This window comes from Paenibacillus sp. FSL R7-0210 (genome assembly GCF_038009085.1).
Taxonomy (GTDB): domain Bacteria; phylum Bacillota; class Bacilli; order Paenibacillales; family Paenibacillaceae; genus Paenibacillus_AQ; species Paenibacillus_AQ silagei.
Genome location: NZ_JBBPAR010000001.1, coordinates 6,342,944 through 6,355,452, shown reverse-complemented (window position 1 = coordinate 6,355,452; position 12,509 = coordinate 6,342,944). Strand labels below are relative to the sequence as shown.

The window sequence follows — 12,509 nt, the reverse complement described above, 5'->3', positions numbered from 1 at the left end:
GAAAAAGCGATTGAATTGCCCTCCTGATCTGGATATAGTGTACAATGGGAAAGCGAATATGACCTCTATGATTACAAGTACGAATAAGCGGGGAACATGTGATGACTGAAGGACCGCAAGGCAAATACGGCGTTTCGGTAACGCTGGAGAGTGTGCAGGGCACAGAGCGTAGTGTGGTACATGCTGCAGGAGAGGCTATTGCCAAGGGGCAGGCGCTGTACATCATTTATGAAGAGCAGCAGACCGCGCCCGAAGGCGCAGCAGCTGTGGTACGCAACACACTGAAGATTTCAGAGGGCAGAATCAAGCTGATCCGCCATGGCGCTGTCCAGTCGGAGCAGTCTTTTGAGCTGGGGCAACCGCTGCCCGGATTCTACCGCTCGCCTTATACACAGTTCAATCTCACCACAGACACGAAGACACTGGACATCAAGCGCGAAGGAAGATCGCTTGCCGTTTCATGGGAATATGATCTCTACGTATACGGGGAAATATCAGGACAGTTCGCCATAAGTTTGAATATACAGGAGGAACCACAATCATGACACAATCTTTAAATCCGCTCCAGCTTGCCCATGAACGGGTGAAGGAGGCCATCGCCGATGCGGTCGTAGCCGCAGGTCTGGTGTCCCGCGAAGAGCTGCCGGCCATTGTGCTGGAAGTACCGAAGGACAAGGCCCATGGAGATATGGCTACGAATGCTGCGATGCAGCTGACCAAGATTGCTAAGCGTAACCCCCGGCAGATCGCCGAGGCGATTATAGAGCACCTGGATACGGGCCGCGCTTCTATTGAGAAGGCGGAGATTGCCGGACCGGGCTTCATTAACTTCACTTTGTCCAAAAGCTATCTCTACCCCGTGATCGCACTTGTGGCCGAGCAGGGTGACGGTTATGGCCGTGTGAACATAGGCCAGGGCAAGCGTGTAGAAATGGAGTTCGTCAGCGCGAACCCTACCGGCAGCCTTCATCTGGGACATGCCCGCGGGGCTGCGGTCGGCGATGCCCTGTGCAACGTGCTGGATTATGCCGGCTACAACGTGACCCGGGAATACTACATTAATGATGCCGGCAACCAGGTCGCCAATCTGTGCAAATCCATCGAGACCCGGTACCTGCAGGAGCTGGGCCAGCCGGCCGAGATGCCGGAGGACGGTTATCATGGAGAGGACATCAAGGGCTTCGCCAAGGAGCTGGTGGCGGAGAAGGGCGATTCCCTGCTGGCTATGACACCAGGCGACCGGGCGGCATTCTTCCGTACCTACGGGCTTGCCAAGGAGCTGGACAAAATCAAACGCGACCTCAGCCGGTTCCGGGTTAACTTCGATATCTGGTTCAGTGAAACCTCCCTCTATGAGAACGGAGAAGTGCTACGTTCACTGGATGAGCTCCGCGAGCGCGGAGAAGTCTATGAGAAGGAAGGCGCCACCTGGCTTGCGACCACCAAATACGGCGATGATAAAGACCGCGTGCTGATCAAGAACGATGGCACGTATACGTACCTCACACCGGATATCGCCTATCACAGCGACAAATACGGCCGCGGCTACGACACGATGATCAACATCTGGGGAGCCGACCACCACGGCTACATCCCACGGATGAAGGCGGCCATGGCGGCGCTCGGCAATGATCCCGAGAAGCTCGTAGTGCTGATCGCCCAGATGGTCAGCCTGTTCCAGGACGGCGAGAAGGTCAAGATGTCCAAGCGTACCGGCAAAGCCGTCACGATGGAAGACCTGATGGAGGAAGTCGGAATCGACGCAATCCGTTACTTCTTCACCATGCGCAGCATGGATTCGCATCTGGACTTTGACATGGATCTGGCGATTTCGACATCCAATGAGAACCCTGTATTCTATGTACAATACGCACATGCGCGGATTTGCAGCATATTCCGCCAAGCGGAGGAGCAGGGGATTGTAGTGCCGGATGCAGCCCAGATTGATTACAGCAAGCTGACTGCCGTACATGAATATGATCTGCTCCGCAAAATCGGTGAACTGCCTGCAGAGATTACCATTGCCGCCGAAGGCTATGCGCCGCACCGCCTGGTCCGTTATGTATACGACCTGGCTTCGCTGTTCCACAGCTACTACAAGGCAGAGCGCGTAATCACTGAGGATGCTGCTCAGACGGTAGCCCGCCTTGCCCTGCTGGGCGCTGCACGGACGGCCATTGCCAATGTCCTGCGGCTGGTTGGTGTTACCGCACCGGACCGGATGTAACTATACTTGGAAAGCGCCGCCCCTATTTTCTGGGGGCGGCGCTTTTTGATCTCATTATGCCACTGTACCTTACGCCTTTGCCGCCGCAGCGGCCTTCGCTCCGCTGCTGCTTCCGCCGCTGCCACCGGCTCCGCTGCCTGCGGCGCTAGCGGCGCTGCCGCTGCCGCGCCGGGCCCGGATGCCTACGCGCAGCAGCCGCAGCGCATCGGCCGCGCCGCCGCCCAGCGATGCGCGGCGCTGGCCCTTACGCAGCCGCACCGGCGAGGCGGTGCGGCGCAAGAGCAGCTTCAGCTCGCGGGGCGACAGCCCCGGCCGCAGCGCGAGCAGCAGGGCCGCGGCACCGGTGACATGCGAGGTCGCCATGGAGGTGCCGCTCATTTCCTTGTACCCCTCCCGCAGCCAGCAGGAGGGGATGCCCTCGCCCGGACCGTACACATCGATGTACGGTCCGCGGTTGCTGAAGGCTGCGACGCGCTGCCTTCTGTCAAGGGCGCCTACGGCAATCGTCTCCGGATAGCGCGCGGGGTAATCCCCGCCGCGCTTGCCGTCGTTGCCGGCGGAAGCGATGATGGCAATCCCGGCCCGGTAGGCCTTGATCACCACATCATGCAGAGCCTTGCTCCGGTTCCTCATCCCGAAGCTCATGTTAATGATATCGATTTTGTTCTGTACGCACCAATCGATGCCAAGGACAATATCCGACACATAAGCGGAGCCGTTGTGGTCGAAGGCCTTGACCGGATAGAGCAGCGCCCGGGGGGCTACGCCCATCATGTTGCGCGCGCCCCCGGCCGCCGCCAGGGTGCCGGCAATATGCGTGCCGTGGCCGTTGTCATCCAGCGGCATCATGCCGCGGTTCAGCAGGTTGACCCCGGAGGCCAGAGAATGCCGGAGATCGGGGTGGCGGAAATCGACGCCCGTATCGATGACGCCGATCTTCACATGGACGCCGGTCGATCTGGACCAGGCCTGCGGAGCACGGATGGCCCTGATCCCCCAGGGCATCAGGGCGGAACCGCTTTTGTCCGCCAGGGGCGAGTGAACCTTAATCCGGTGGTCTTCTTCTATACTGAGGGAATCTGCATAACGGTCCATCAGCCGCTCTGCTCCGGCGGCGGGCACGAAAAAAGCCCGGATCAGCGTAGAGACCTGAACCTGCCGCAGGCCAGGCTTTTTACTCTTCAGAGATTTCCACTGCGACAAGGCGCCGGCATACATGCGGGGGTCGTTGAAGGTCACAATGTGCCGTGGTGCACTTTTGGAGGCAGCCTTCATTTCTTCAAGCAGCATCTGCCAAAATCCGTAATAATCCATAGGTTACGCCGTCCCCTCCTCGGTGCCGTGCTGCCATATTGTATGAAAGGGGGATGGCGTCCGAATGGGAACTTGCCCTTTTTTAACGAAATAGGCTGCCCATCGTGTCAAAAGGCTGGAGTTTACATAAAATAAACAGAGGGAACCGCGAGGCGCCCTGCAACATCCCGTAAGGAGCCGATCCTTGGCGTGGATACAGTCATGCGCGGAGGGGTAACCCCTCCGCCTTTTTGGAATGAAAAGCCCGTCCATGCTCATCCCATTTATTGCCCTGTCCAGGCGGACAAGCCTTCTTCCAGCGGCAGGACCGCAGAATCTGTTTCCCTGATCTTGCTGCAATAGACTTGCAATTTACCCGCAAATAGGTTTTACTTAGTTTTGTTAATGGATATCATGAATGAAGCATGATTGAATGTGAACAATGCGTGAGAGGAAGTGTCCTTTAGTGAGTACGCCACTCAATTTAAAGCTGGACCCTGAGAAAGTAAAAGAAATGCCGATGGTAGACCTGGCCTTCCTGGTGCTTAAGGCAGCCAATACGCCTTACTACTACCGTGATCTGATGGTGGAGGTTGCCAAGCTGCGCGGGTTGACCGATCAAGAGAGCCAAGATACGATCGCCCAGCTATATACCGAGATTAATATTGACGGACGTTTTGCCTGTGTCGGAACCAACCTGTGGGGGTTGAAGCGCTGGTACCCGCTCGAACGCTCCGATGACCCTGTCGGCAACACCAAGCGTGTGCGGATTATCAACGACGAAGACGACGATCTGGAAGATGACGACTTCACTGATGAAGAAGAGAATTATGCTGCCGAGGAAGAGGATTTCGATGCGATTGACGAAGATCGCGACGACCTCTATTCTGACGACGACAGCGAAGAGGAAGTTGACGAAGATGTGGTCATCGATGAAGACGACATTGACGAAGACGAATCGGATGATGAAGATTCCGAAGACGGCGAAGAAGACGATGCCGACGATGAGGACGAGGAAGATAAATTTTAGAACAGTCTTTGCAGCGCGCAATTCCTCCCTTGACAGGGGCGGGACGCTCAGAGTAAACTATTGCATGGGCTTATAATGAAAGTTAATATTGTTTTCTAAAATAAAAAGTGCCCCGGGTCTACGGGTGTCACTTTTTTGTTTTTTTACAAGATAAGAAGGAATAGGCTTCGCTTAATTTGTATGCCAAGAAGCTGCGGTTTTCCGCGATTTCCAGGCTGCCGGCCTTGAATTTTGGCGGGTGGAAGCAACTTTCGGGTTCCCCGGTTGGATGATGGAAAAAAGGGATACGATAAGGGGCAAGCGTCCCCTGAATTTCTGGACTTTATTTAGGAGGGTTTTACAGTGACAAAGTATATTTTCGTAACGGGTGGCGTTGTGTCTTCCCTTGGCAAAGGCATTACCGCTGCTTCGCTGGGCAGACTGCTCAAGAACAGAGGGCTCAAGGTAACGATCCAGAAATTCGATCCTTACATTAACGTGGACCCGGGAACAATGAGTCCTTATCAGCACGGGGAAGTATTCGTGACCGATGACGGCGCGGAGACCGACCTCGACCTTGGGCATTACGAGCGGTTTATTGACATTAACCTGTCCAAGAACAGCAACGTAACCACAGGCAAAATCTATTCCTCGGTCATCAGCAAAGAACGCCGCGGGGAATACTTAGGGGGAACCGTACAGGTTATCCCGCATATTACGAACGAAATCAAGGAACGCGTCTTCCGTGCAGGCCGTGAGACCGGCTCCGATGTAGTGATTACCGAAATCGGCGGCACCGTGGGCGACATCGAGAGTCTACCGTTCATGGAAGCCATCCGTCAGATCAAGAGCGACATCGGCCGGGAGAATGTCATGTACATTCACGTAACCCTGATTCCTTATATCAAAGCAGCCGGAGAAGTGAAAACAAAGCCGACCCAGCACAGTGTCAAGGAGCTGCGCAGCATCGGGATTCAGCCCAATGTGATCGTATGCCGTACGGAATATCCGCTCACCGACGATATGAAAGCCAAGCTGGCTCTGTTCTGTGATATTGATGCGAACGCCGTTGTGGAATGCCGCGATGCCTCGACGCTCTATGAAGTGCCGCTGAATCTGCGCGACGAAGGTCTGGATGAGATCGTCGTCAATCATTTGAAGCTGACCACTCCTGCACCGGATATGCGCGAATGGGAGAGCATGCTGGAGCGGATTCAGAAGCTGGAGCGTACCGTTGAGATTGCCATCGTCGGCAAGTATGTGGCGCTGCACGATGCTTACCTGAGCGTGGTTGAATCCTTGTCCCATGCCGGGTTTGCCTCCAATGCCGAAGTGAAGCTCCGGTGGGTTGATGCAGAGCTGGTGACGGATGAGAATGTGGACGAGCTGCTGGGCGGCATCGGAGGTATTCTGGTTCCAGGCGGCTTCGGTGACCGGGGAATCGAAGGTAAGATTTCGGCCATCCGCTATGCGCGGGAGCAGTCCATTCCGTTCTTCGGCATTTGCCTGGGAATGCAGGTGTCTGTCATCGAGTACGGCCGTTCCATGCTGGGACTGGCAGGAGCGAACAGCTCCGAGATCGATCCTGCGACTCCGCATCCGCTGATTGACCTTTTGCCAGAGCAGAAGGATATCGAAGATATGGGCGGCACGATGCGCCTCGGCCTGTATCCTTGCAAGCTTTTGCCGGATTCCCTGGCTATGTCCTGCTATGACGATGAGCTGGTCTACGAACGTCACCGTCACCGGTATGAATTCAATAATGCGTACCGTGATGAGATGGAGAAGGCAGGTCTGGTTATTTCGGGAACCTCGCCTGACGGACGTCTGGTGGAGATTGTGGAGCTGCCGGGTCATCCGTGGTTCCTGTCCGTGCAGTTCCATCCGGAATTCACTTCCCGTCCGAATCGTCCGCAGCCGCTGTTCCGTGAATTTGTCAAAGCCTCGCTTACACATTCCGAGCAAATGTAACTATAGAATGAATAGGCCAGACAGGCCTGTGAGGAGCTCCCGGTACGGGGGCTTTCTTTTTGACAAAACACCCTTTGCACAATAGCTCCCGGAATGCAAGGGGACTGTATTCCCGCTTTTTCGCCGGAATTCCTCCTTTATATGGCATAGATTTACGCATTTTAGCCAATTAGCAGGATTTTGGCTGCAAAGCACGAATAATAGGTTTCGTATAGACTAAGTTGAAGCGGGGCCGTTAGCTGTTGAGAGGGCGCGGTATGGACAATCTGCCTTAAACTCTGGGAGGGTAACGTATGGAAAAGAAAAAAGTGTTAATCGTCGACGATCAGAATGGAATCCGGATTCTTCTCATGGAAGTATTCAATAGTGAAGGTTATGCCACCTTTCAGGCAGCTAACGGGAAATTGGCGCTGGACATTGTCAGGAACGAATCGCCGGATATGGTTTTGCTGGATATGAAAATTCCGGGGATGGACGGACTCGAGATTCTCAAGCATCTGAAGGAGCTTAATCCGGCGATCAAGGTCATTATGATGACGGCCTACGGAGAGCTGGACATGATTAAGGAAGCGACCAAACTGGGAGCCCTGATGCATTTTACCAAGCCGTTTGATATCGATGAGATGCGTGTTGCCGTCAATATGCACCTGCACAACAAATCAGTAGATCAATGCAGCTAGCTTAGAAATTATAGTTTGGGGACATCCTGTTATGGATACGCTAAAATGAGCAAATGGTCCGCCGGCAAAGGGTTGGCTGAATATCGTCCCACCGGGACATTTTTTTGTGTATCCTATTTAGTATTTAACACAGGATGTGCTATAATAGGCCTGTATGTGATGTCGGCTTATATAAGCAACCCAATATTTTAGGAGGATTGAAACCATGCCATTAGTATCTATGACAGACATGTTGACCAAAGCACTTGAAGGAAAATATGCAGTTGGCCAGTTCAACATCAATAACCTGGAGTGGACGCAAGCGATTCTTGGTGCAGCAGAAGAAGAGAAGTCACCGGTAATCCTTGGCGTATCCGAAGGCGCAGCTCGTCACATGGGCGGCTTTTACACAGTAGTTAAGATGGTTGAAGGTCTTATTCATGACATGAAAATCACCGTTCCTGTAGCCATCCACTTGGACCACGGTTCAAGCTTTGACAAATGTAAAGAAGCTATCGATGCCGGATTTACTTCCGTAATGATCGACGGCTCCCACCACCCGATTGATCATAACATTGAGATGACCAAGAAGGTTGTTGATTATGCTCACGCTAAAGGTGTTTCTGTAGAAGCAGAAGTTGGTACTGTAGGCGGACAGGAAGATGACGTTATCGGCGGCATCCAATACGCTGACCTTAACGAATGCGTACGCATTGTTAAAGAAACAGGCATCGACACTCTGGCTCCTGCACTGGGTTCCGTACACGGTCCTTACCTGGGCGAACCAAACCTTGGATTCAAGGAAATGGAAGAAATCCGCGATGCAGTTAACCTTCCGCTTGTACTTCACGGCGGTACTGGAATCCCGGTACATGACATTCAGAAATCCATCTCCCTGGGTACTTCCAAGATCAACGTTAACACTGAGAACCAAATCGCGTTCGCTAAGGTTGTCCGCGAAGTTCTTGCTGCTAAGCCGGATGCTTACGATCCGCGTACATTCATCGCACCGGGCCGCGATGCTATCAAGCAGACTGTTATCGGCAAAATCCGCGAATTCGGATCCAGCAACAAAGCCTAATTACCCTGCCGCATAACGTTTTTCCGCACAAGCTATTTCGTTTTCCTCAGAAACGGGTGCCGTCCTTCAGGTAAGGGCGGCGCAGCCGTTTCTTCTTCTAATCACCAATCACAAGCAGTCCTTATGTCACCTTAAGCCACAACTGGTATTGCCACAACAAGCTGCAATACACGTAGGGGGAACCAGATAAATTTATGGAAAAATTAATGATTGGCGGCGGACGTCCGCTAGAGGGCGTTGTTACCATCAGCGGAGCAAAGAATAGCGCCATTGCGCTTATTCCTGCAGCCATTTTGGCGGAGTCTGAAGTTGTGCTGGATAATTTGCCTGCGCTTAGTGATGTTGCCGTTTACTCCGAGATTCTGGAGGAGCTTGGCGCGAGCGTGTCATGGACAGGCAGCCAAATGAGAATTAATCCCTCCCGTATCGTATCCATTCCCATGCCTAACGGACCGGTGAAGAAGCTCCGGGCCTCTTATTATATGATGGGCGCACTTTTGGGCCGGTTTAAGGAAGCGACCATTGGATTACCCGGCGGCTGTAATTTTGAGCCCCGTCCGATTGACCAGCATATCAAAGGCTTTGAGGCGCTTGGTGCGACTGTTACCAATGACCATGGCTCGATTCACCTGTATGCCAAAGAACTGCGCGGTGCCAAGATCTATCTGGATGTATCCAGTGTCGGCGCCACTATTAACATTATGCTCGCGGCCTCCCGTGCCAAAGGCTCTACAATTATTGAAAATGCGGCTAAAGAGCCTGAGATTATAGATGTAGCTACCCTGCTCAACTCCATGGGCGCTGTTATTAAGGGCGCCGGTACCGAAACAATCCGGATTGAAGGCGTAGACGAAATGCACGGTTGCCGACATTCGATTATTCCTGACCGTATTCAGGCTGGAACTTACATGATTGCCGCAGCGGCTACGCGGGGCAATGTCTTAATTGATAACGTGATTCCCAAGCATCTGGAGGCGCTCACTGCCAAGCTGCTGGAAATGGGAGTTGACATAGAAGAACTGGATGAGAGTATCCGGGTGATCGGCAAGGCCAAGTACCAGCACGCGGATGTCAAGGCGCTGATCTATCCCGGTTTCGCGACCGATCTGCAATCTCCAATGACGAGCATGCTGACTCAGGCTGAAGGCGTTAGCGTCCTGAGCGATTTCGTCTACAGTAACCGGTTCAAGCATGTTCCTGAATTGGTCCGCATGGGCGCTAAGATTCGTGTAGAGGGACGTTCCGCTATCATTGAAGGGGGCCGGCTCAATGCAGCCAAGGTGAAGGCTGCCGACCTCCGTGCAGGCGCAGCGCTGGTGATTGCCGGTCTTACTGTTGAAGAAGGTATCACCGAAGTGACAGGTGTAGAGTATATTGACCGCGGTTATGACAACCTCGTAAGTAATCTTCGCAGTCTGGGAGCCGATGTCTGGCGCGAGAACGAATAATGAGAATACCCGGATTGGCAAGGGCAGAAATTGGCTGCTTAAATGCATATCTCCTTCCAATTCGGGTAATCCTATCCTAATAAGCATTTTCATAGACTCATAGTTTAGAACTCATCATACACAAATTGAATAGGTGGTTATAGCACATGGATCTTCAAATTTCCGATCTGGAAGAAATGAAGCTTACCGATCTGTATAAGCTCGCCAAGAAATACCAGATTCCTTATTACGGAACGCTTAAGAAGCGGGAGTTAATCTTCGCTATTCTTAGAGCACAGGCAGAGCAGAGCGGTCTAATGTTTATGGAAGGCGTGCTTGAGATTCTGCCGGAAGGCTATGGCTTCCTTCGGCCGATTAACTACTTGCCGAGTGCGGAGGATATCTATATCTCTGCATCGCAGATCCGCAAGTTCGACCTTAGAAGCGGTGACCTGGTCTCCGGGAAATGCCGGACGCCGAAGGAGAACGAACGCTATTTCGGACTCTTGCAGGTGAATGCCGTCAACGGCGAGAACCCGGCAACTGCAGCTGAACGGTTACATTTTCCGGCGCTTACGCCGCTTTATCCGCAAGATAAGCTGCCGCTCGAAACATCCCCAACTCATTTATCGACCCGTATCATGGATTTGCTTGCTCCTGTAGGTCTGGGGCAGCGCGGTTTGATTGTAGCACCTCCCAAAGCAGGGAAGACGCTCCTCCTCAAAGAAATTGCCAACAGTATCTCTACGAACAATCCCGAGATTGCACTGTTTGTTCTGCTGATCGATGAACGTCCCGAGGAAGTAACGGATATGCAGCGTTCGGTAAAAGGTGAGGTAGTGGCTTCGACATTTGATGAGCTGCCGGAGAATCATATTAAAGTGGCAGAGCTTGTGCTTCAGCGCGCGCTGCGTCTGGTAGAGCACAAGAAGGATGTCGTTATTCTGCTGGATAGCATTACCCGTCTTGCCCGTGCCTACAATCTCGTAGTTCCGCCATCCGGCCGGACACTTAGCGGAGGGATTGATCCTGCCGCGTTCCATCGGCCTAAGCGTTTCTTCGGTTCCGCACGTAACGTGGAGGAGGGCGGCAGCTTAACTATTCTTGCCACCGCACTGATTGATACCGGCTCACGGATGGATGATATTATTTATGAGGAATTCAAGGGTACAGGGAACATGGAGCTCCATCTGGACCGTAAGCTGGCTGAACGCCGGATCTTCCCGGCAATTGATATCCGCCGTTCGGGTACGCGCCGTGAAGAAGTATTGCTTAGCAAGGAAGAGCTGGATACCATCTGGTCGATCCGTAAAAATATGAATGAATCCTATGACTTCGTAGAAGGATTCCTGAAGAAGCTGCGTGACAGCAAGACGAATGCGGAGTTCCTGGCCTCCTTCGATGTGGCTGGAGGCAAGGATTCCTCGTCAGCAAGCGGTACGGCCAGCAAAGGCGGTACCTCGAACAGCGGCTCGTCCGCCCGCCGCACCACGCGTCCCAAGGCGCCTTCTGTGCCGACTACCTGAGAATAGATAACAAGAGGAGAATAACATGTATTTGGTATATGCCGACGAACAAGGAAACGTATATGATCATCCCGAGCTGTATGCCCTGGCCCGCAGTGGCGATATGATCGTTGAGATACTGGAGGAAGAGCTGGTTCCGCTGCCTGAGGGGGCCACGCTGGTCGGGCTCCCGAGCACCCGGGCGATTGGGATGAATCCGGAGACCGGCGAGATGCTGCCCCTGCCGGCAGGTTCGCAGGCTGTTGGAGCCTTGCTGCCGCAGGGATACACCCGTCTGTGCCTTCCCGGTTACGTCAAGACAGACAAGACCTACAAGCTTCCGCTCTTCGGATATTCCGCTGTAGTATGGAAGGACGGCGGATTCTATGTGGCGGCTGATCTTACGGATGATCCGGAGCAGTGGAACCCGCTTAACTGCGACCGGGACGATGTGAGGACTGGTGTGGGCGAACTGACTGCCAAATACCCGGAGAACCGTCTGTATAATCACTTGTCCAACTGCGCGCTGGAATATGAATGCTTAACCTCGTCCAATACCTTCCTCGGCCGCTGGGAAGGCGCTGTTCCGGTCTCATACTCCTGCAACGCCGGCTGCTTCGGTTGTATCTCTGAACAGCCCGATGACAGCGGGTTTGTGTCCCCGCAGACACGGATGAGCTTCCGTCCGGCAGTGAACGAAGTATCGCAAGTGATGCTGGAGCACCTGAAGACGCCGGAATCCATTGTCAGCTTTGGACAGGGCTGTGAAGGTGAGCCTTCTACGCAGGCGAAGCTGATTATTGAATCTATCCGTGAAGTCCGGTCCATTACGGATATGGGCTATATCAATATTAACACCAATGCCGGCTTAAGCGATCATATCCGCGGCATTGTCGATGCCGGTCTTGATCTGATGCGGGTTAGTACCATCAGTGCGCTGGATGACCATTATAACGCCTATTACAAGCCTCGCGGGTATACGCTGGCTAACGTGGAGAAGTCGCTGAAGTACGCTGCCTCACAAGGCGTATACACCTCCATTAACTATTTGATTTTCCCGGGGGTTACAGACCGTGAGGAAGAGATTGAAGCGATGGTGGAGTTCGTCAGACGTACAGATCTTAAGCTCATTCAGATGCGTAATCTCAATATTGACCCGGAGAGCTATCTGGAGCTTATTCCCCCTGCACGGGGTGAGATCCTTGGAATGAAGACCATGCTGGAGATCTTCCGTGAGGAGCTCCCGGAGGTTGTGATTGGTTCCTTTACCCATGTCCCCCCTGCTGAGCTGGCCCGTGCCAAGCAGCGCAGAGTGCAGCTTTAGGCCTTAGGTTTTT

Annotated in this window: 10 protein-coding genes; 9 read left to right on the top strand and 1 reads right to left on the bottom strand. The window is 53.3% G+C overall.

Translation table 11 applies throughout. The features are described 5' to 3' along the window. The first annotated feature begins 101 nt into the window (after positions 1-101). Together MKY64_RS26840 and argS are read left to right on the top strand one after the other, a co-directional pair. Positions 102-545 (top strand): DUF1934 domain-containing protein, encoded by a 444-nt coding sequence (locus tag MKY64_RS26840; protein WP_340956873.1) that lies wholly within the window; start codon positions 102-104, stop codon positions 543-545. Beyond that, complete coding sequence (gene argS / locus MKY64_RS26835; protein ID WP_036724447.1) at positions 542-2,227, top strand: arginine--tRNA ligase; 1,686 nt, start codon at positions 542-544, stop codon at positions 2,225-2,227. Before MKY64_RS26840 ends, argS begins: the two co-directional genes overlap by 4 nt. Before the next feature lie 69 nt (positions 2,228-2,296). Here argS and MKY64_RS26830 read toward each other — a convergent pair whose 3' ends face one another. Continuing rightward, positions 2,297-3,541, bottom strand: coding sequence for a S8 family peptidase (locus tag MKY64_RS26830; protein WP_339252749.1), 1,245 nt, complete (start codon positions 3,539-3,541; stop codon positions 2,297-2,299). 445 nt (positions 3,542-3,986) lie between these two features. Here MKY64_RS26830 and rpoE point away from each other — a divergent pair, with 445 nt between their 5' ends. The 7 genes from rpoE (at position 3,987) to MKY64_RS26795 (ending at position 12,496) form a co-directional block, all read left to right on the top strand. After that, a complete protein-coding gene (gene rpoE, locus MKY64_RS26825; protein ID WP_036724449.1) occupies positions 3,987-4,550 on the top strand; it encodes a DNA-directed RNA polymerase subunit delta in 564 nt (187 codons plus the stop codon). Between the two features lie 342 nt (positions 4,551-4,892). Beyond that, the gene (locus tag MKY64_RS26820; RefSeq protein ID WP_036724451.1) at positions 4,893-6,500 is read left to right on the top strand and encodes a CTP synthase; all 1,608 of its coding nucleotides are present in this window, start codon (positions 4,893-4,895) and stop codon (positions 6,498-6,500) included. 293 nt (positions 6,501-6,793) lie between these two features. Then, positions 6,794-7,180 (top strand): response regulator, encoded by a 387-nt coding sequence (locus MKY64_RS26815; RefSeq protein WP_036698896.1) that lies wholly within the window; start codon positions 6,794-6,796, stop codon positions 7,178-7,180. 205 nt (positions 7,181-7,385) lie between these two features. Then, on the top strand, positions 7,386-8,240 hold the full coding sequence (fba, locus tag MKY64_RS26810) for a class II fructose-1,6-bisphosphate aldolase (RefSeq protein ID WP_036724454.1): 855 nt from the start codon (positions 7,386-7,388) through the stop codon (positions 8,238-8,240). A 194-nt stretch (positions 8,241-8,434) separates the two neighbouring features. Then, entirely contained in the window at positions 8,435-9,688 is a 1,254-nt protein-coding gene (locus MKY64_RS26805) for a UDP-N-acetylglucosamine 1-carboxyvinyltransferase (protein ID WP_036724455.1), read from the top strand. Between the two features lie 146 nt (positions 9,689-9,834). Then, positions 9,835-11,193 (top strand): transcription termination factor Rho, encoded by a 1,359-nt coding sequence (gene rho / locus MKY64_RS26800; protein ID WP_076162080.1) that lies wholly within the window; start codon positions 9,835-9,837, stop codon positions 11,191-11,193. Positions 11,194-11,218: 25 nt separating this feature from the next. Continuing rightward, the gene (locus MKY64_RS26795) at positions 11,219-12,496 is read left to right on the top strand and encodes a radical SAM protein (RefSeq protein ID WP_340956871.1); all 1,278 of its coding nucleotides are present in this window, start codon (positions 11,219-11,221) and stop codon (positions 12,494-12,496) included. The last annotated feature ends 13 nt before the right edge of the window (positions 12,497-12,509 follow it).

Excerpts from the sequence above, each read along its gene's own strand:
- MKY64_RS26840 (WP_340956873.1), top strand. The coding sequence starts at position 102 with ATGACTGAAGGACCGCAAGGCAAATACGGCGTTTCGGTAACGCTGGAG.
- argS (WP_036724447.1), top strand. The coding sequence starts at position 542 with ATGACACAATCTTTAAATCCGCTCCAGCTTGCCCATGAACGGGTGAAG.
- MKY64_RS26830 (WP_339252749.1), bottom strand. The coding sequence starts at position 3,541 with ATGGATTATTACGGATTTTGGCAGATGCTGCTTGAAGAAATGAAGGCT.
- MKY64_RS26815 (WP_036698896.1), top strand. The coding sequence starts at position 6,794 with ATGGAAAAGAAAAAAGTGTTAATCGTCGACGATCAGAATGGAATCCGG.
- fba (WP_036724454.1), top strand. The coding sequence starts at position 7,386 with ATGCCATTAGTATCTATGACAGACATGTTGACCAAAGCACTTGAAGGA.
- MKY64_RS26805 (WP_036724455.1), top strand. The coding sequence starts at position 8,435 with ATGGAAAAATTAATGATTGGCGGCGGACGTCCGCTAGAGGGCGTTGTT.
- rho (WP_076162080.1), top strand. The coding sequence starts at position 9,835 with ATGGATCTTCAAATTTCCGATCTGGAAGAAATGAAGCTTACCGATCTG.
- MKY64_RS26795 (WP_340956871.1), top strand. The coding sequence starts at position 11,219 with ATGTATTTGGTATATGCCGACGAACAAGGAAACGTATATGATCATCCC.